This is a genomic window from Methylobacterium sp. WL12, from assembly GCF_008039475.1.
GTDB classification, from domain to species: domain Bacteria; phylum Pseudomonadota; class Alphaproteobacteria; order Rhizobiales; family Beijerinckiaceae; genus Methylobacterium; species Methylobacterium cerastii.
In genome coordinates this window covers 130,148-147,250 of record NZ_VRUW01000001.1, presented here as the reverse complement: position 1 = coordinate 147,250, position 17,103 = coordinate 130,148, and the positions used below count along the sequence as shown (strand labels likewise).

At 72.4% G+C, this 17,103-nt stretch carries 20 protein-coding genes; 14 read left to right on the top strand and 6 right to left on the bottom strand.

The features are described from left to right. The first annotated feature begins 219 nt into the window (after window positions 1–219). From FV226_RS00700 to FV226_RS00690, 3 genes are all read left to right on the top strand, one after another. On the top strand, window positions 220–888 hold the full coding sequence (locus tag FV226_RS00700) for a DUF1007 family protein (RefSeq protein ID WP_147752792.1): 669 nt from the start codon (window positions 220–222) through the stop codon (window positions 886–888). Next, window positions 879–1,880, top strand: coding sequence for a nickel transporter (locus FV226_RS00695; RefSeq protein WP_147761403.1), 1,002 nt, complete (start codon window positions 879–881; stop codon window positions 1,878–1,880). Before FV226_RS00700 ends, FV226_RS00695 begins: the two co-directional genes overlap by 10 nt. 76 nt (window positions 1,881–1,956) lie before the next feature. After that, entirely contained in the window at window positions 1,957–2,670 is a 714-nt protein-coding gene (locus FV226_RS00690; protein WP_147761402.1) for a hypothetical protein, read from the top strand. Window positions 2,671–2,683: 13 nt separating this feature from the next. Here the strand turns inward: FV226_RS00690 and FV226_RS00685 are convergent, their stop codons facing one another. Together FV226_RS00685 and FV226_RS00680 are read right to left on the bottom strand one after the other, a co-directional pair. After that, window positions 2,684–3,271 carry a histidine phosphatase family protein gene (locus tag FV226_RS00685; protein WP_147761401.1) on the bottom strand — a complete coding sequence of 196 codons (588 nt, stop codon included), beginning with the start codon at window positions 3,269–3,271 and terminating at the stop codon, window positions 2,684–2,686. Window positions 3,272–3,317: 46 nt separating this feature from the next. Then, window positions 3,318–3,713, bottom strand: a complete 396-nt coding sequence (locus tag FV226_RS00680; protein WP_147752930.1) for a VOC family protein — start codon at window positions 3,711–3,713, stop codon at window positions 3,318–3,320. Window positions 3,714–3,869: 156 nt separating this feature from the next. On the opposite strand from FV226_RS00680, the gene FV226_RS00675 reads away from it, so the two are divergent. The 8 genes from FV226_RS00675 to FV226_RS00640 all read left to right on the top strand — a co-directional run bounded on the left by FV226_RS00675 (window position 3,870) and on the right by FV226_RS00640 (window position 10,827). Beyond that, window positions 3,870–4,808 carry a glyoxylate/hydroxypyruvate reductase A gene (locus tag FV226_RS00675; protein ID WP_147761400.1) on the top strand — a complete coding sequence of 313 codons (939 nt, stop codon included), beginning with the start codon at window positions 3,870–3,872 and terminating at the stop codon, window positions 4,806–4,808. Between the two features lie 195 nt (window positions 4,809–5,003). Further along, window positions 5,004–5,723, top strand: a complete 720-nt coding sequence (locus FV226_RS00670; protein ID WP_147761399.1) for a response regulator — start codon at window positions 5,004–5,006, stop codon at window positions 5,721–5,723. 7 nt (window positions 5,724–5,730) lie between these two features. Then, complete coding sequence (locus FV226_RS00665; RefSeq protein ID WP_147761398.1) at window positions 5,731–7,116, top strand: ATP-binding protein; 1,386 nt, start codon at window positions 5,731–5,733, stop codon at window positions 7,114–7,116. A 68-nt stretch (window positions 7,117–7,184) separates the two neighbouring features. Then, the gene (locus tag FV226_RS00660) at window positions 7,185–8,051 is read left to right on the top strand and encodes an NAD(P)-dependent oxidoreductase (protein ID WP_147761397.1); all 867 of its coding nucleotides are present in this window, start codon (window positions 7,185–7,187) and stop codon (window positions 8,049–8,051) included. A gap of 143 nt (window positions 8,052–8,194) precedes the next feature. Then, entirely contained in the window at window positions 8,195–8,518 is a 324-nt protein-coding gene (locus FV226_RS00655) for an XdhC family protein (RefSeq protein WP_147761396.1), read from the top strand. Window positions 8,519–8,520: 2 nt separating this feature from the next. After that, a complete protein-coding gene (locus FV226_RS00650; RefSeq protein WP_147761395.1) occupies window positions 8,521–9,222 on the top strand; it encodes an XdhC family protein in 702 nt (233 codons plus the stop codon). Then, window positions 9,219–10,244 (top strand): molybdopterin-binding protein, encoded by a 1,026-nt coding sequence (locus FV226_RS00645; protein ID WP_147761394.1) that lies wholly within the window; start codon window positions 9,219–9,221, stop codon window positions 10,242–10,244. Before FV226_RS00650 ends, FV226_RS00645 begins: the two co-directional genes overlap by 4 nt. Further along, window positions 10,237–10,827, top strand: a complete 591-nt coding sequence (locus FV226_RS00640; protein WP_147761393.1) for a nucleotidyltransferase family protein — start codon at window positions 10,237–10,239, stop codon at window positions 10,825–10,827. Before FV226_RS00645 ends, FV226_RS00640 begins: the two co-directional genes overlap by 8 nt. 67 nt (window positions 10,828–10,894) lie before the next feature. On the opposite strand, the gene FV226_RS00635 is transcribed toward FV226_RS00640, so the two are convergent. Then, complete coding sequence (locus tag FV226_RS00635; RefSeq protein WP_147761458.1) at window positions 10,895–11,035, bottom strand: DUF2256 domain-containing protein; 141 nt, start codon at window positions 11,033–11,035, stop codon at window positions 10,895–10,897. Between the two features lie 74 nt (window positions 11,036–11,109). Then, a complete protein-coding gene (locus FV226_RS00630; RefSeq protein ID WP_147761392.1) occupies window positions 11,110–11,976 on the bottom strand; it encodes a formyltransferase family protein in 867 nt (288 codons plus the stop codon). A gap of 192 nt (window positions 11,977–12,168) precedes the next feature. Here FV226_RS00630 and FV226_RS00625 point away from each other — a divergent pair, with 192 nt between their 5' ends. Continuing rightward, window positions 12,169–12,903 carry an SDR family oxidoreductase gene (locus tag FV226_RS00625; RefSeq protein ID WP_147761391.1) on the top strand — a complete coding sequence of 245 codons (735 nt, stop codon included), beginning with the start codon at window positions 12,169–12,171 and terminating at the stop codon, window positions 12,901–12,903. Window positions 12,904–12,908: 5 nt separating this feature from the next. Beyond that, window positions 12,909–14,543 (top strand): cryptochrome/photolyase family protein, encoded by a 1,635-nt coding sequence (locus FV226_RS00620; RefSeq protein ID WP_147761390.1) that lies wholly within the window; start codon window positions 12,909–12,911, stop codon window positions 14,541–14,543. Between the two features lie 7 nt (window positions 14,544–14,550). Here FV226_RS00620 and bcsS read toward each other — a convergent pair whose 3' ends face one another. Next, a complete protein-coding gene (gene bcsS, locus FV226_RS00615) occupies window positions 14,551–15,255 on the bottom strand; it encodes a cellulose biosynthesis protein BcsS (protein WP_238270770.1) in 705 nt (234 codons plus the stop codon). Between the two features lie 377 nt (window positions 15,256–15,632). On the opposite strand from bcsS, the gene FV226_RS00610 reads away from it, so the two are divergent. Continuing rightward, complete coding sequence (locus tag FV226_RS00610) at window positions 15,633–16,235, top strand: exopolysaccharide biosynthesis protein (protein WP_147752932.1); 603 nt, start codon at window positions 15,633–15,635, stop codon at window positions 16,233–16,235. Between the two features lie 31 nt (window positions 16,236–16,266). Here the strand turns inward: FV226_RS00610 and FV226_RS00605 are convergent, their stop codons facing one another. Next, window positions 16,267–17,091: a metal ABC transporter permease gene (locus FV226_RS00605; protein ID WP_147761457.1), complete on the bottom strand. Its 825-nt coding sequence runs from the start codon at window positions 17,089–17,091 to the stop codon at window positions 16,267–16,269. Window positions 17,092–17,103 lie beyond the last annotated feature (12 nt).

Sequence of the window (17,103 nt, the reverse complement as noted above, 5' to 3'; positions counted from 1 at the left end):
GGCGGGCGCGGGCGGCCGACATCTGGTTCGCCCGGGTAATACGATCGCGTCGCCAAGGCCATGACGACGATGCCGCCGGGCGCCCGGCCGACATCGGATTCGGCGTCGCCTCCCGCGGGACTTCCCCGTTGCGGTTCGCCTCGCTTTCGCCCCAGCGGATGCCGACAAGACATGCGCTTAACGGATCCTTCACCTCAGCGCCGCGAGCGTCCGACCCGCATGAAGCCGAATCTCGCGATCCTTCGTCCTGCCCTCGCCGCCGCGCTGCTGGCGCTCGCGACCCTGCCCGCCGCGGCCCATCCGCACGTCTGGGTGACGGCAAAGGCCGAGATCGCCTACGCCGACGGCAAGGTCGTCGCCGTGCGCAACGTCTGGACGTTCGACGCCGCCTACACGGCCTTCGTCACGCAGGGGCTGGACGCGAACAAGGACGGCAAGCTCACGCCGGACGAGCTGCAGACCCTCGCCACCGAGAACACCGGCAACCTCGCCGAATTCGGCTACTTCACCAAGCTGAAGGTCGGCGGCAAGGAACAGGCCTTCGCCGACCCGGTCGAGCCGCGGATGGCGATGGAGGGCGACAGCCTCACCCTGAGCTTCCGCCTGCCGCTGAAGACGCCGCCGTCGCAGGGGCGCGGCGTGCTGGCGCTCGAAGTCTACGACCCGACCTACTTCGTCTTCTTCGGCCTGTCGGAGGCGCCCGACGCGGCGACGCTCGTCGGCGCGCCCGCCGGCTGCGCCGCCACGGTGACGCGGCCCAAGACGCCCGAGCCGAAGACGGCGGAGGCCGGATCGCCGGGCATGAGCGAGGCGTTCTTCGAGGCGCTGACGGCGGCCTCGGGCTACGGCGTGCAGTTCGCGAACCGGGTGCTGGTCGCGTGTCCGTAGGCGCCGCGCTAGCTGTCCCGCCGGCCCGGCGCCTGCCGCTGCGGCTTTCGCTGGTCGCCGCCGCGATCGGCGTCGCGGCCCTGGTCCTCGCGCTTCTGGTCTGGCTCGTGGCGCCCGGCCTCGCGACGCCACCGCCGCGGTCTCCGTTCGGGATCGGCTTCCGCGAGGCCGCGCCCTCGGCGACCGGGCTCGGCGGCTGGCTCCTGGCGATCCAATCGAGCTTTTCGCGGAGCCTCCAGGCCGCGCTCGCCGCGATCAAGGGCGGCGGCGACTGGACGCCGCTGGTCACCCTCGGTTTCGCCTACGGCGTCTTCCACGCCGCCGGCCCTGGGCACGGCAAGGCCGTCATCGCCGGCTACCTGTTCGCCGGCGAGCGAGCCCTGCGCCGCGGCTTCGGCCTCAGCTTCGCCGCCGCGGTTCTGCAGGCTTTGGTCGCGATCGCGATCGTCGGCACCGGCCGCCTCGTCCTCGGCGCCACCGCCGCCGGCATGACGCAGGCCGGCAACGCGATCGAGATCGCGAGCTTCGCCCTCGTCGCGGCGATCGGCCTCGCGGTGACCTGGCGCAAGGCCGGGCGGCTCGCCGACCTCGGCGCGCCGGGCGGCTGCGGCCCGAATTGCGGCCATGCCCGCCTCGCCGACGCGCGGGCGTTCGAATCCCTCGATACCTGGCGGGAACGCGTTGCCATCGTGGTCGCCGCCGGCTCGCGCCCCTGCGCCGGGGCGGTGCTGATCCTGGTCTTCGCCGCCGCGCAGGGGATGCTGGCGGCCGGCATCCTCGCCGTGTTCGCCATGGCGCTCGGCACCGCGCTCACCACCGGTGCGCTCGCGAGCCTCGCCGTCTTCGCCAAGGGCGCCGCCCTGCGCCTGGCCGGCGGCCGCGGACGGGCCGGCATCCTGGCGCTCGGCGCCCTCGAGCTTCTGGCCGGCGCCTTCGTGCTGGTGCTCGGGCTGGCGATGCTGTCGGGCGTCGCGCTCGACGTCGGCGGCTGATCGCCCCCTCGCCAACCCAACGCCAGCGTGCCACGCTCGCTCCCGGACACGATTCCCGGCAGCTCGAAGGTTTCGCATGGCAGGGTTCGACCACATCCTGAACTGGCGGCTGCTCTCCGGCTCGCACCCGTTTCCGGGGCCCGACGGCGGCACCTGCATCAACGAGGCCGCCCTCGTCGCCGCTGGCCTGCCCTATCGCGCGATCCGGTCCAGCGACGACTGCCCGCCCTGCTTTTCGCGCCCGCTCGCGGCCTATGCGCTCGGCCTCAACGACGCGATGCCGGACGCCGAGCGCCACCGGCTGATGGCCTTCGTCCTGCGCCTGTCGGGATCGGCCGACCTGCCCGCGGTCGAGATCGAGCGAACGGTGTTCCTGGCGCTGGCGAGCATCCGCCGCCTGCTGCCGCCGCTGCTGGAAAAGGCCGGGCTCGTCGACCTCGCCGTCCTTTGCGCCGCCGCGGGCGACATCGACGAGGCGCTGGCCGCCGCGCGCTCGGCCGCATGGCAAGGCGGCGCGCGGGCGCAGGCCGCCTCGGGGCGTCAGGCCTGGATCGCCGGGGCGCTGGCGGCGGCGGTCTCGCGCACGGCGACCGCGGCGATCCGCGCCGCCGACGACCCGCGCTGCGCCGCCGAGATCGCCGAGGGTGCGGCGGCGTTCGTGCCCGGCGCCTGGAGCCTGGCGGTCGACATCCTCGACGACGCCTTGGGGATCGGGCGTCAGGCGCCGGACGTGGACCTCATCGCCGCCCGGGGCCGCCTCGATGCCGCGCGGGCGGTCGCCCACGCCTGAGCGGCGCCGCGCCTCAGGCGGCTGCGGAGGCCGCGTCCAGGTCGAGCTCCACGGTCTCGCAGTTGTCGAGCCAGATCCCGGTCAGGTGGAAGAAGAACGTGCCGTGGCCGACCACCGCGATGGTCGCCTCCGGACGCGCCCGCAGCCATTCGCGGAAGCCGGCGACGCGCTGGTCGAACAGGTGCCGCGGCTCGACAGGATGCCGGCCGTCCTCGACGCCCTCCTCGGCGTGCCACCACACCTCGGGAAGGTGCCCGACATCGAGATGCGGGAATTCCGCCGCGATCTCCGAGGCGACCCGGCCGACGTCGCAGCTGCTCTCCTGGCACTCCCGGTGCAGCACCTCGACCAGGATCTTCGGCTCGGCCGGATGGTCGGCGAAGGCCAGCGCCGTGGTCTCGATCGCCCGTGTCAGGGGCGACACCACCACGAGGTCGAAGGGGATCTCGGCCAACGCCGCCCGCGCCGCGCGCGCCTGCCCCTGGCCGCGCGGGGTGAGGCGGGCGTCGCGGTGGTCGGGATCGCGGCCAGTGGCGCGGTGGGCGGCGTTGAAAGTCGATTCGCCATGTCGGAGGCAGACGATGCGGGTCGGGCCGTTCATGCGGGTCAAAGGTCTCATCGGTTCGGGCGAAGGATCAGGACAACAGTCAGGCGAAGCGGCCGCCGCGCTGGATCACCTCGATCTTGTAGCCGTCGGGGTCGGTGGCGAAGAAGAACGTCCCGAGTTCGGCGTCGCCGTGCTTGAGGGTCTTCACGTCGGTGGCCGGAAGCCCCTCGCGGGTGAAGCGGGCATGCTCGGCTGCTAGGTCTTCAACCACCACGGCGACGTGGCCGTAGCCGTCGCCGAGGTCGTAGGCCTTGGTCCGGTCCTTGTTCACCGTCAGCTCGATCTCGAACGGCGAGTCCGGCGCGCGCATGTAGACCAACGTGAAATCCGGGAAGTCGAAGCGGTCGGACACCCCGAGCCCGAAGGCCGTCTCGTAATAGGCGACGGAGCGCGTCTCATCGCGGACGCGGATCATCGCATGGACGGGCTTGGCCATTCTTCGCTCGCGGCTGGCAAGGTTCTCGGGTCTCCCGGACATGTGGCGCGATCCTCCGGTATGGAAAGGGCAGAAGCCGTGCGCCCCATCGCTGGCAGCCCCGCGCGCTTGCCGTAGAAGGCAAGGCGACCCTGCCGACCGATCGAGGCGCTCCGCATGACCGCTCCCATCCTGCTCGCCACCAGCCAGCCGCCCGACGAGGAAGCCGCCTGGCGCGAGGCGCTGGCCCGCGCGATGCCGGACGAGCGCCTCGTCACCGCCGCCGACGCCTTCGACCGGTCGGCGGTCACCATCGCGATCGTCGCCAACCCGCCGCCGGGGGCGCTCGCCGGCCTGCCGGCCCTAGCCTGGGTCCACAGCCTGTGGGCCGGGGTCGAGCGCCTGTTGCAGGACGCGACGCTACCGCCGGTGCCGGTCGTCCGGCTCGTCGATCCGACCCTGGCCCGCGCGATGGCCGAAACCGTCGCGGCGGCCGTGCTCGCCCTGCACCGCGATCTTCCCGTCTACGCTGCGCAGCAGCGCCGGCGGGAATGGCGCCAGCATCCGGCCCGCGCCGCCGGGCAGCGCCCGGTGGCGATCCTCGGCATGGGCGAGATGGGTCGCGCCTCGGCGGCGCTGCTGCGCGGGCTCGGCTTCCCCGTCCGCGGCTGGAGCCGGTCGGGCGCCGCGATGCCGGGCGTCGCCATGCATGCGGGCCGCGACGGCCTCGCGGCGGCGCTGGACGGCGCGGCGTTCCTGGTCAACCTGCTGCCGCTCACGACCGAGACGCGCGGCATCCTCGATGCCGACGCCTTCGCGCGGCTGGCGCCGGACGCCGGCGTGATCAATTTCGGGCGCGGCGCGCACCTCGTCGAGGCCGACCTGTGGCAGGCCCTCGACGCGGGGCAGGTCGGGCATGCGGTGCTCGACGTGTTCACGCAGGAGCCGCCGCCCCCGGAACACCCGGCCTGGACCCGTCCGGACGTGACCGTCCTGCCCCACGTCGCGGCGCCGACGGACGAGGCGTCCGCGGCCGCGGTGGTCGCAGCCGCGGTGGCGGCCTTCCGCAGCACCGGGCAGGTGCCGGCGGGCGTCGACAGAACCCGCGGGTACTGAGGGCGGCGCGCGCAAGCTCTCGCGCGATGTCGCTGCGTCGTCGTCTTGCGCGCGCGAAATGCACGTCGCCAGGGGAACCGGCGGAAACACGCCGTTACAAATTTGCTGCCGGGACCCGTCTTCGATTGTCGCCCGTCCCGGGCCATAAGGGGTGGCGAAGTCCCGTCGGGACGTGACCGAAGACGACCGCCGCCGATGAACGCGCCCGCCAACCCGCACATCCTGATCGTCGAGGACGACCGCGAGATCGCGAACCTGGTGGCGCGCTACCTGCGCGGCAACGCCTGCCGCGTGACGCTGGCCGGCGACGGCGCCGAAATGGACCGCGCGCTCGTCGACGGCCGGGTCGACCTCATCGTCCTCGACCTGATGCTGCCGGGCGAGGACGGCCTCAGCCTGTGCCGCCGCCTGAGAGAGAATTCCGCGATCCCGATCCTGATGCTCACGGCCAAGGCCGAGGAGATCGACCGTATCGTCGGCCTCGAGATCGGCGCCGACGACTACCTCGCGAAACCCTTCAACCCGCGCGAGCTGCTCGCGCGCATCCGTGCCGTCCTGCGCCGCACCGGCAACGAGGTGGCGGAGGAGGAGGGCGTGCGCCGGATGCACTTCGTCGGCTGGACGCTGGACGTCTCCCTGCGGCAGGTGCTGAGCGCGGAGGGCGCGCGCATCTCGATCACCGGCGCGGAGTTCGACCTGCTCCACGCCCTGTGCCTGCGCCCCGGCCGCGTGCTTTCGCGCGACCAGCTCCTCGACCTGACGCAGGGGCGCAGCGCCGGCCCGTTCGAGCGCAGCATCGACGTGCTCGTCAGCCGCATCCGCCAGAAGATCGAGCGGGATTCGCGCAATCCCGAGATCATCCGCACGATCCGCTCCGGCGGCTACCTGTTCACGCCGGACGTGACCCGGTCATGAGGTTCACATGAGCTTCGGTGGCATCAGGGCGCGGTTGCGGCCGCGCAGCGTCGCCGGGCAGATCGCGCTCCTCGTCGTCGCGGCGATCGTCGTCGCCCACGCGGTCGCGACCACGGCCTTCGTGCTTCTGCGCGAGCCGTGGCGGCCGGACGACCACCCCGGCGTCGCGGCCGGCCGCCTCGCGATCGTCGCGCGCCTGCTCGACTCGGCGGCGCCCCAGGACCGTGCGACTCTCCTCGCGAACGCGGCCCGCAGCGTGCCGAACCTCCAGATCGCCCCCTGGAGTGAGGCCGCGCCGACGGACGACGGCTCCGACCGTCCGGTCGTCCGCCGCCTGCGGAACGGGTTCGGCCGGGCGCTCACCGTGGTCGACATCGGCACGCCCGAGATCCGCAAGGCGGGCTACCTCCGGCTCGGTATCGCGACGCCGAACGGCGCGCGGCTGCAGGCGAGCCTGCCGGACGACCCGCTGCGCCCGCCGCACGAGGGCGCGATTATCTTCACCGTGATCTTCCTCGCCCTCACCCTGGCCCTGCTCTCGGTCTGGGCGACGCGGGCGCTGACGGCGCCGCTGGCGCGGCTCGCGGGCGCGGCCGAAGCCTTCGGCACCGGCGACGACCACGCGGCCCTGCCTGAAGCCGGCCCGCAGGAGGTCATCGCCGTCTCGCGCGCCCTCGACCGGATGCGCAACCGGGTGCGGCGCCTGATCGACGACCGCACGCAGATGCTGGCCGCGATCAGCCACGACCTGCGCACCCCGATCACGCGGCTGCGCCTGCGCGCGGAATTCATCGACGACGATCACGCCCGCACCATGACGCTGCGCGACCTCGACCAGATGAACGCGCTGGTCGAGGCGGCCCTTTCCTTCGTCCGCGACGGGCAGGGCGGCGCGGCGGGCGCGCGGACGCTCATCGACCTCGCCTCGGTGGTGCAGACCGTCTGCGACGGCTTCCTCGACGTCGGCGCCGACGTCGCGGTGACGCAGAGCCGGCACGTGCTGGTGCGCGGCCGGCCGGACGAGCTCGAGCGCGCGATCACGAACCTCGTGGACAATGCGGTGAAGTACGGCGGCGGCGCCCGCCTCGCCATGGAGCAGACGCCGCGCGGCGTCCGCATCGTCGTCGGCGACACCGGCCCCGGCATCCCGGATTCCGAGCGCGACGCCATGCTGCAGCCGTTCGTGCGCGGCGACCGGGCGCGCAACCTCAACGACGCCAGCGGCTTCGGCCTCGGCCTGTCGATCGTGCTCGCCATCGTCGAATCGCACGACGGCTGGCTGACCCTGACGAACCGCCCCGAAGGCGGCCTCGCCGCCGCGATCGAGCTGCCGCTGGCAGCCGCCGTCGCGCCCGAGCGCATCGAGACCCGGATCGCCGCCGCAGCGGAATGAGCGACGCGGCCTGCATCGCAGGCGCGCGAGCGGCGTTGAGGCCGAGAGGCATCGAAAGGCAGCACAGCATGGACGTCGGTTTCATCGGGCTCGGGCGCATGGGGCGCGCCATGGCGGCCAAGCTCATCGAGGCCGGGCACACGGTCCGGGTCTGGAACCGCTCGCCGGGCGTCGCGCAGGAGATCGTGGGCGCCACGCCGGTAGGAACCGCGGCCGAAGCGTTCGCGGGCGACGCCGCCATCACCATGCTCTCGGACGACGCCGCCCTGCGCTCCGTGATCGTCGAGGGCGGCTTGCTCGACGGCGCCGGCCGGCCGGGGCTGCACCTGTCGATGAGCACGATCTCGGTCGCCCTGGCGCAGGAACTCGCGGCCATCCACGCGCGGGCCGGCATCGCCTATGTCGGCGCCCCGGTGTTCGGGCGGCCCGACGCGGCCGCGGCCGGCGCGCTCAACATCGTCGCAGCAGGCGATGCCGCGGCGATCGAGCGCGCGGGTCCGCTCCTCGACGCGATGGGCACGAAGACGTGGCGTTTCGGCACCGAGCCGCATCAGGCCAACGCCGTGAAGCTCGCCGGCAACTTCATGCTGGTCTCCGCCATCGAGGCGATGGGCGAGGCCGCCGCCTTCGCCGAGGGGCACGGCGTGCCGGCCGCCGACCTGCTGACGATGCTCACCGGCACGCTGTTCGCCTCGCCGGTCTACAAGGGCTACGGCGCCTCCATCTCGGCGAGCCGCTACGAGCCGCCGGGCTTCGGGCTCAGGCTCGGCGCCAAGGATATCGGCCTCGTCCTCCGCGCGGCGGAGGCGGCGAACGTGCCGATGCCGTTCGCCGGGGTGCTGCGCGACAGCCTGATCGACGCGATCGCGCATGGCGACGGCGACAAGGACCTCGCGGCGCTGGCCACCGTGGCGACCCGGCGCAGCGGGCGCTGAGGCTCGCGCCGTCCCTCACTCCGCGCGACGGCGCCGTCGCCGGCGCCTTGCGCCCGGCCCGCGATGCCATACCTGAACCGTGCGGCCCGCGGATCGGGCTCTCGCACCCACGGGCCGACGCGCGGCCTTGCCGAGGCACGCCGATGATCTCGACCGAATCCGACATCCTCAACACCGCCGCGGCCTGGCGCCGCGACGGCCGCGCGGTGGCGCTCGCCACCGTGATCGAGACCTGGGGCTCGGCTCCGCGCCCGGTCGGCAGCCACCTCGTCGTCGACGAAGACGGCAACTTCCTCGGCTCGGTCTCCGGCGGCTGCGTCGAGGGCGCGGTGATCACCGAAGCCGCCGACGCGATCGCCGACGGCAAGCCGCGGGTGATCGAGTTCGGCGTCGCCGACGAGACCGCGTGGCGGGTCGGGCTCTCCTGCGGCGGTCGTATCCGCATCTTCGTCGAGCGGATCGACTGACCATGCGCGCCGACATCCTGGAAGGCTTGAACGCCGAGCGCGCCGGACGCCGCGCCGCGATCCTCGTCACCGATATCGCGGACGGCACGCAGCGCCTGGTGCGGGAAGCCGACATCGCCGGCGACGCCCTCGCCGAACCCCTCGGCCGTCACCTCGCCGCCGGCCGCAGCGGCCTGATCGAGGCCGGCGGCCGCACGCTGTTCCTCACGGTGCAGGTGCCGCCGGTCCGCCTCGTCGTGGTCGGCGCGGTGCACATCACCCAGGCGCTTGTGCCGATGGCCGCCGCCCTCGACCTCGCGGTGACGGTGATCGACCCGCGCACCGCATTCGCCAGCCCGGAGCGCTTTCCCGGGGTCGAACTGGTCGCGGATTGGCCTGAGGCAGCGTTCGGCGGCGCGGTGCCGCCGCTCGACCGCTACTGCGCGCTCGCCGCGCTCACCCACGATCCGAAGATCGACGATCCGGCGCTCAAGGCGGCGCTGTCTGCCGAATGCTTCTACATCGGGGCCCTGGGCTCGCGGAAAACCCACGCGGCGCGGGCGGTGCGGTTGATCGAGGCCGGCTTCTCCGAGGCGCAGATGGCGCGCATCCGCGCGCCGATCGGGCTTGCCATCGGTGCCGTGAGCCCGGCCGAGATCGCGCTTTCGGTGTTGGCCCAGGTGGTCGCCGCCCTGCGGCGGGCGCCGCGCGAGGCGGCCTCGTGAAGTTCGGGCCGGTTCCGGTCGAAGCGGCCCTCGGCCTGATCGCGGCCCACACCATCAAGGCCGGCGGCGCGACCCTGCGCAAGGGCCGGACGATCCTGGCCGAGACCGTGGCCGGGCTCGAAGCCGAGGGCGTGCGCGACCTCGTCGCCGTCGCCCTCGAACCCGGCGACGTCGGCGAGGACGCGGCCGCCGAAACGCTGGCGCGGCACCTCGCCGGCGCCGGCCTGCGCAGCGAGGCGCCGTTCACCGGGCGCTGCAACCTGTTCGCGAACGAAGCCGGCGTGCTGGTGGTCGATCGCGCGGGCATCGACGCGGTCAACGGCGTCGACGAGGCGATCACCGCCGCGACGCTGCCGCCGTTCAAGCCCCTCGTCGCCGGCGAGATGGTCGCGACCATCAAGATCATCCCCTACGCGGTGGCGGGAGACGCCTTGGCGCGCGCCTGCGCCGCCGCGTCGCCCGGGGCGCTACGGGTCGCACCCTACCGTCGGCGCCGGGTCGGGGTGGTCTCGACGCGGCTGCCGAGCCTCAAGGAGACGACGATCGACGGCACGCTGTCCGCGCTCGCCGCGCGGCTCGCGCCTACGGGTGCGGAGATCGTCGCCGACATCCGAGTGCCGCATTCCGCCACCGTGGTCGCCGACGCCCTGTCCGCGGCGATCGACCAGGAAGGCGCCGACCTCGTCATCGTGTTCGGCGCGTCCGCCATCGCCGACCGGCGCGATGTCATCCCGGCCGGCATCGAGGCGACCGGCGGCGCGGTCGTCCATTTCGGCATGCCGGTCGATCCCGGGAACCTGCTGCTGCTCGGCGCGTGCCGGGACGTGCCGGTGATTGGTGCGCCCGGCTGCGCCCGCTCGCCCAAGGAGAACGGCTTCGACTGGGTGCTGCACCGCCTGCTCGCCGACCTGCCCGTCACCCGCGCCGACATCGTCGCGCTGGGCGTCGGCGGCCTCCTGATGGAGATCGTGTCGCGGCCCCAGCCCCGGTCCGGCGAGCCGAGCGCGGCCGACGATGCCTGAGGCTGCCGTCGGCGCCGTCCTGCTCGCCGCCGGGCGCGGGACGCGGTTCGGAGCCGAACCCAAGCTGCTCGCTCAACTCGACGGCAAGCCGCTGGTGCGCCACGCCGCGGACGCCGCGCTCGCGGCGAAGGCCCGCCCGGTCGTGGTGGTGCTCGGCGCCCATGCCGCGGCGGTGCGGGCGGCGCTCAACGGGCTCGACGTGGCGTTCGTGGAGAACGCCGCCTTCGCCGACGGCCTCTCGACCTCGTTGCGGGCCGGGCTCGCCGCGTTGCCGCCCGGGACCGACGCCGCAGTGATCCTGCTCGGCGACATGCCCCGGGTGACGCCGGGGCAGATCGATCGCCTCGTCGCCGCCTACCGCGCGGCGCGACCGGCGCCGGCCGCGATCGCGCCGGTGGTCGAAGGGCGCCGCGGCAACCCGGTCCTGCTCGACCGGCGGGTACTCGCCGACGCCCTCGCAGGCCTGTCAGGCGACCACGGCGCCGGCCCGTTGCTGAAGGGCCGCATCGACGTGCTTGAGGTTCCGGGCGAGCCCGGAACGGCCCTCGACGTCGACACGCCGGACATGCTGGCACGCCTCTAGATTCTTGTCGCTGCAAAGGGTCTTCGCGCGCATCGCCATCGGTCGCGGTTAAAGACGCCTTGAGCGCTCAGGCCTTCTTCGCCTCGCTTCGACACCGATCCGAGCAGTAGCGAACCTCGTCCCACACCCGCTCCCACTTCTTGCGCCAGGTGAAGGGGCGCCCGCACTGCGCGCAGATCTTCGTCGGCAGGTCGCCCTTGCGGACCATCTTGCCCGAGCCGTTCTTGCCCGAGCCGTTTTGGCCGGCCTCACTATTGTCTCCGCCGCGCCGCGCCATCCCCGTCATCGTCCGATCTGTTCGGCCTCGGCGACGCCCACCGGCGACCAGCGCGTGATCTGGATGAAGCCGTCGCGGGCCGCGACCACCACGTGGCGCCTGTGGCGGTGGACGACCGTGCCGGGCGCATGCTTGTGCGCCTCGCGCCAACCCGCGGCCTCGGCGACGTAGACGCGGGCGTCGCCGAGGCGCGCCAGCGTCTCGATCGTGCCGAAGGCCCGCACCCGGCGCAGGATCGCGGCGACGTCGGCGCGGAAGTCGAGGGTGCGGTCGACGTCGCTGGCGCGTGCCCAGTACGAGCCGTCGCCCTGCGGCTCGGGCCGCCGCCACCGCGCCGGCAACTCGCGCCCGAGCGGCCCGATGGCGAGGCGCTGCGCCGCCATCTGGCACTTGGCCAGCAGCGTCTCGTGGTTCTCCAGCGTGTCGAGCGGGAACAGGTCCTGGGCGAGGATGTCGCCGGTGTCGAAGCCGTCCTCGGCGAGCACATGGGCGGTCACGCCCCAGGTCTCGAAGCCCTCCTCCACCGCCCGGAACAGCGGGTAGGGGCCGCGCCCCGTCGGCAGCGGCGAGGGGTGAATGTTCAGCCCGAAGGCGGCGCGGGTGCGCCACCCGGTGATCAGCCAGGGATAGCCGGCGACGACGAGCGCCCAGTCGCGCCCGTGGGCGGCGTTCAGCGCATCGAGATCCGACGCGCGCAGGCGCGAGAGCTGGATCGGCACCCGCAGCTGGCGGGCGCGCGCCACCACCACGTCGTTGTGATCGTAGAGGCCGTCGCAGGGGCGGGTGAACAGCTTGATCGGTGTCCAGCCGGCCTCGATCAGGCCCTCGAACACGCCGCCGAGGAAATCGATGCCGGCGAAGGCGAACTTCATGGGCCTGGATTCTCCGGCTGTCCCAACGGGATGCGACCTTGTGGAACGGCCGCGCCGACCGCCGCCGACTCCCCCCTCCACCACGATGCCTTAACTTCATCTTGCCGAACCGTCTCCACCGACAAGGGGCGTTCGGCGCCAAGGGACGTTCTGGGCCAATGGACGTTCTGTGCCATGGACGGGGGAGCGAGCATGCGACGGGTTCTGATCTACGGCGGCACCGGCGGCATCGGCCGGGCGACGGCGGACGCCCTCCGGCACCGCGGCTTCTGCCTGCACCTCGCCGCGCGCGACCGCAGCCGGTTGGACGCCGCCGCGGCGGAGCTCGGCGAGACCACCGTGACGGCCGGCGACGTGACCGACCCGGACTTCTTCGCGCAGGCGACGGCGGAGGCCGGCGACGCCCTCGCCGGGCTCGTCTACGCGGTCGGCACGATCAACCTGCGCCCGCTCGCTCGCCTGACGCGGGCGGATGCCGAGGCGGATTTCCGCATCAATGCCCTCGGCGCCTTCTCAGCGATCCAGGCCGCGGCCGGCGCGCTCAAGGCCGGCGCCGGCGAGGCGGGCGCGGGCGTCGTGCTGTTCTCCACCGTAGCGGTGGCGCAGGGCTTTCCGGCGCATGCCTCCGTCGCGATGGCGAAGGGCGCGGTCGAGGGCCTCGCCCTGTCGCTGGCCGCCGAGCTCGCGCCGCACGTGCGCATCAACGTGGTGGCGCCCTCGCTGACCCGGACGCCGCTCGCGGCCGCGATCACCGGCAACGCCACCCTGGCGCAGGGTATCGCGGCGATGCATGCGCTCCAGCGCCTCGGCACCCCGGAGGACATCGCGGGGCTCGCCGCCTTCCTCGTGTCGGCCGAGGCCGGCTGGATCACCGGGCAGATCATCGGCGCCGACGGCGGCCGCTCGATGTTGCGGACCAAGGGCTGAGGCGCTTGGCTCCACAAAAGTCGGCCCCGCGAAAGTCCCCTCGCGCCAAGACCCTGCGCTTCGTCCTCGGCGACCAGCTCAACCGCCGCGTGTCGAGCCTCGTCGACCTCGACGACGGGGACGTGGTGCTGATCGTCGAGGTGATGGCGGAGGCGACCTACGTCCGCCACCACAAGCAGAAGATCGCGTTCCTGTTCTCGGCGATGCGCCACTTCGCGGTCGAGCTCGAGGCCGAGGGCATTGCCGTCGACTACGTCCGCCTCGACGATCCCGGCAACACGGGCAGCTTCACCGGCGAACTCGAACGCGCGGCGGCCCGGCACGCCCCCACGCGGGTCGTGGTGACGGAGCCCGGCGAGTGGCGCGTCTGGGCGATGATGCAGGACTGGCGCGACGACCTCGCCGTGCCGGTGGAGATCCGCGACGACAACCGCTTCCTGTGCCCGCGGCGCGAGTTCGCCGACTGGGCCGGCGACCGGCGGGCGCTGCGCATGGAGACGTTCTACCGCGGCATGCGCCGCCGCACCGGGCTGCTGATGGACGGCAAGGAGCCGGTCGGCGGCCAGTGGAACTTCGACGCCGACAACCGCAAGAAGCTACCGAAGAACCACGCGGTGCCGAACCGCCTGCGCTTCGCGCCGGACGCGACGACGCGCGAGGTCTTCGCCCTCGTAGAGCGCCACTTCGCAGGGCATTTCGGCGACCTCGACGGCTTCGGATGGCCGGTGACCCGCGGCGAAGCCCTCGACGCCCTGAAGCACTTCATCGCCGACGGGCTGCCGACTTTCGGCGACTACCAGGATGCGATGAAGGCCGGTGCGCCGTTCCTCTACCACGCGCTGATCTCGCCACCGCTCAATGCCGGCCTGCTCACCGCGGAGGAGGTGTGCCGCGCCGCCGAGCGCGCCTACCGCGAGGGCGCCGCGCCCCTCCATTGCGCGGAGGGCTTCATCCGTCAGATCCTCGGCTGGCGCGAATACGTGCGCGGCCTCTACTGGGCGCGGATGCCGGCCTACGCCGAGACCAACGCGCTCGATGCGACACGCGACCTGCCGTGGTTCTACTGGTCGGGCGAGACCGAGATGAACTGCCTGGCGCAGGTCGTGTCCGAGACCCGGGCGCACGCCTACGCCCACCACATCCAGCGCCTGATGGTGACCGGCAACTTCGCTCTGCTTGCCGGCCTGGCGCCGGCCCAGGTCGAGGAATGGTACCTCGTCGTCTTCGCCGACGCCTACGAGTGGGTCGAGCTTCCCAACGTCCACGGCATGGTGCTGTGGGCGGATGGCGGCGTGATGGGCTCGAAGCCCTACGCGGCGTCGGGCGCCTACATCAACCGGATGTCGGATTACTGCGGCGCCTGCCGCTACGACGTGGCGAAGAAGGCCGGACCGGACGCCTGCCCGTTCAACTACCTGTACTGGAACTTCCTGATGGCCAACGCCGACCGGCTCGAGGGCAATCCGCGCCTCGCCATGCCCTACCGCTCGCTCGCCAAGATGACGCCGGCGCGCAAGGCCGAGATCGCATCCGATGCGGCCTCGTTCCTCGACGGCTTGAGCGCGGACGCGCCGTCCGCGTCACGTGCGATTCCCGATGAGGCCGGTAGGCGCTCGAAGGATCAGCTCCGCATCTTCTGATATCGGCCTATCGGAGCGGGCTCCAAACCGACAAAGCCACGTAGGGGCTCGGCCGCCGTGCGTTGCTCTCGATCTGGACGCCGCCCGAGACGCGAAAATTGTAGGCGCTGATTGCGAAGTCGGTGGCGTGGAGCCCGACGTTCCACTTCGTATAGCCGGACCGGTCGGCGTAGAGGCTGGCCTCCGGACCGAGGTAGGCGCCCCAGGCGCGATAGCCGAGGCCGATCCGGGACCAGGCCGAATCGCGGGCCGAGCCGAGCACCAAGGTGGCCTGGACCAGGGTCTCGTCGGTCGGGCGCGCCCAGACCTCGCCGTGCAGGCGCAGGCCCCACTGTACCGGCAGCGTCGCCTCGCTACGGCCGTCGATCAGGGCCTCGATGGCGCCTTCGGGGCCGGCGTAGAGGGCAACCACGCCCCATTCGGAGAACCATTGATAGCCGACCAGCGTCGCACCGAGCGCGGTGTAGCGCGACAGGCGCACGGGCCCGGACGTCGATGCGCAGACGCAGGGCGTCTCGTTGCGCCGTCCCCCGCCGACGCTCGCCAGCACGGCGAAGCCCGGGCGATCGAGCCTGTCGAGCGCGACCTTGGCGCCGACCGATAGGAAGTTCGCTGCGCCCGCATCGAGGCTGCCGAACAGGAGGGTGTCGACCTCGCCCGCGCACGCCGTGGAACATCCCGGCGCTGTGACTGCGAGCACGAGGCCCGCCACGCGCGTAGCGATCCACCGCCGTCCCGTCGATGCAGCCGGGCATCTCAACGCCGCGCCCCTCATTCAGGAACAAGATCTCAGTCTTTCGACGCGACGATGATGATTGTCGCGTGACCCGCCGTCTTCTCGATTCCGTTGCGGGCATCATTTCGGGGATGATCTGTTGTGGATTTATCAACCTCATGGGCGTCGAATTTACTTCAAGTCGGCAAATGCGTAAGCCGAGCAACTTGAAAGAAAATGTTCTTTGAGGTGGGTTTGCCAGCCTATCAACGATCGACGTCCGACGCGCTCGCACGGCCGCGGGGAAGCGGCGCTTGGCGGCGGTGCGGAACTCGGCTAGAGCCCGCGCCGGGACAGCAACCTGCGGCCACGTTTTGTATTCCGGTGCCCGAACGTCCGACGTCCTCACGGTTCTCGCCAACCAGGAGGGGGACCGCCTGACCGTCGGCGACATCGTCGCGGTCTTGCGGGATCGTGCCTTCGCGCTGCTGGTGGTGCTGCTCGGCCTGCCGAACTGCCTGCCGATGCCGCCGCCGATCCCGCTGGTCTGCGGCCTGCTGCTGCTCCTCGTCGCGGTGCAGATCGCGATCGGCAAATCCTCGCCTTGGCTGCCGAAGGCGCTGCTCGGGCGCTCGGTCGCCCGAAAGGACGTGGAGCGCGCGGTCAAGCGCGCCGTGCCGGTGTTGCGGCGGCTGGAGCGGTGGTCGCGGCCGCGGCTCAGCGTGTTCGAGACGGCGCTCGGCATGCGCGGCATGGGCATCGCGCTGCTGACACTGTCGCTCGCCCTGATCGTCGCGGCGCCGGTGATCGGCCAGATTCCCCTCGGCCTCGCGGTCTGCCTCGTCGGCCTCGGGCTGGTCGAGCGCGACGGCATCCTGGTGCTGGTCGGGCTGGGGATCGGAAGCCTCGGCGTGCTGCTCAACGCCGGCTTCGCTTACGCGATCGTCGCAGGGATCATCAGTCTCTTCCACCTCTGAGCCGAAACGCTCCGAATCGCATCGCTTGAGTTCACGCCTCGAGGTGTCTCGGCTTGACGAGGCGGTAGAGCAGACCGCCGCGCGGGCCGGCCAGCATCGACACGAGATACAGGGCACCCGCCGCCAGCACGATCGCCGGCCCGGTCGGCAGGTCGAGATGGTAGGACAGGCTGAGGCCGGAAAAGCTCGCCAGCACCGCGATCAGCATCGAGGCCGGGATCAGCGTGCCGAGGTCGCGCGCCCAGAACCGGGCTGCGATCGCCGGAAGCAGCATCAGGCCGACCGCGAGCAGGGTGCCGAGCGCCTGGAACCCGCCGACGAGGTTCATCACCACCAGGCCGAGGAAGGCGTAGTGCACCGGGCCGCCGCTGCGACTCACCGTGCGCAGGAACAGCGGGTCGACGCATTCCATCACCAGCGGGCGGTAGATCAGGGCGAGGCCGAACAGGGTCGCCGTCGCGATGCCGCCGAGCAGCAGCAGCGCCGGGTCGTCGAGGGCTAGCACCGTGCCGAACAGGATGTGCAGCAGGTCGATCTGCGATCCGCGCAGCGACACCAGCAGGACGCCGGCGGCGAGCGAGATCAGGTAGAACGCGGCGAGGCTCGCATCCTCGCGGATCACGGTGGAGCGTGTGACGAGGCCGGCGAGCAGCGCGACAGTGAGCCCGGCCACCAACCCGCCGAGCGTCATCGCCGGCAGCGACAGGCCGGCCACGAGGAACCCGACCGCGGCGCCGGGCAGGATCGCGTGGCTCATCGCCTCGCTCATCAAGCTCATCCGGCGCAGCATCAGGAACACGCCGACCGGCGGCGCCGAGATCGACAGGGCGAGGCAGCCGACCAGCGCCCGGCGCATGAAGCCGAACTC

Excerpts from the sequence above, each read along its gene's own strand:
- FV226_RS00660 (WP_147761397.1), top strand. The coding sequence starts at position 7,185 with ATGGACGTCGGTTTCATCGGGCTCGGGCGCATGGGGCGCGCCATGGCG.
- FV226_RS00700 (WP_147752792.1), top strand. The coding sequence starts at position 220 with ATGAAGCCGAATCTCGCGATCCTTCGTCCTGCCCTCGCCGCCGCGCTG.
- FV226_RS00650 (WP_147761395.1), top strand. The coding sequence starts at position 8,521 with ATGCGCGCCGACATCCTGGAAGGCTTGAACGCCGAGCGCGCCGGACGC.
- FV226_RS00625 (WP_147761391.1), top strand. The coding sequence starts at position 12,169 with ATGCGACGGGTTCTGATCTACGGCGGCACCGGCGGCATCGGCCGGGCG.
- FV226_RS00655 (WP_147761396.1), top strand. The coding sequence starts at position 8,195 with ATGATCTCGACCGAATCCGACATCCTCAACACCGCCGCGGCCTGGCGC.
- FV226_RS00665 (WP_147761398.1), top strand. The coding sequence starts at position 5,731 with ATGAGCTTCGGTGGCATCAGGGCGCGGTTGCGGCCGCGCAGCGTCGCC.
- FV226_RS00635 (WP_147761458.1), bottom strand. The coding sequence starts at position 11,035 with ATGGTCCGCAAGGGCGACCTGCCGACGAAGATCTGCGCGCAGTGCGGG.
- FV226_RS00630 (WP_147761392.1), bottom strand. The coding sequence starts at position 11,976 with ATGAAGTTCGCCTTCGCCGGCATCGATTTCCTCGGCGGCGTGTTCGAG.
- FV226_RS00675 (WP_147761400.1), top strand. The coding sequence starts at position 3,870 with ATGACCGCTCCCATCCTGCTCGCCACCAGCCAGCCGCCCGACGAGGAA.
- FV226_RS00685 (WP_147761401.1), bottom strand. The coding sequence starts at position 3,271 with ATGAACGGCCCGACCCGCATCGTCTGCCTCCGACATGGCGAATCGACT.
- FV226_RS00690 (WP_147761402.1), top strand. The coding sequence starts at position 1,957 with ATGGCAGGGTTCGACCACATCCTGAACTGGCGGCTGCTCTCCGGCTCG.
- FV226_RS00680 (WP_147752930.1), bottom strand. The coding sequence starts at position 3,713 with ATGGCCAAGCCCGTCCATGCGATGATCCGCGTCCGCGATGAGACGCGC.
- FV226_RS00640 (WP_147761393.1), top strand. The coding sequence starts at position 10,237 with ATGCCTGAGGCTGCCGTCGGCGCCGTCCTGCTCGCCGCCGGGCGCGGG.
- FV226_RS00670 (WP_147761399.1), top strand. The coding sequence starts at position 5,004 with ATGAACGCGCCCGCCAACCCGCACATCCTGATCGTCGAGGACGACCGC.
- FV226_RS00605 (WP_147761457.1), bottom strand. The coding sequence starts at position 17,091 with ATGCGCCGGGCGCTGGTCGGCTGCCTCGCCCTGTCGATCTCGGCGCCG.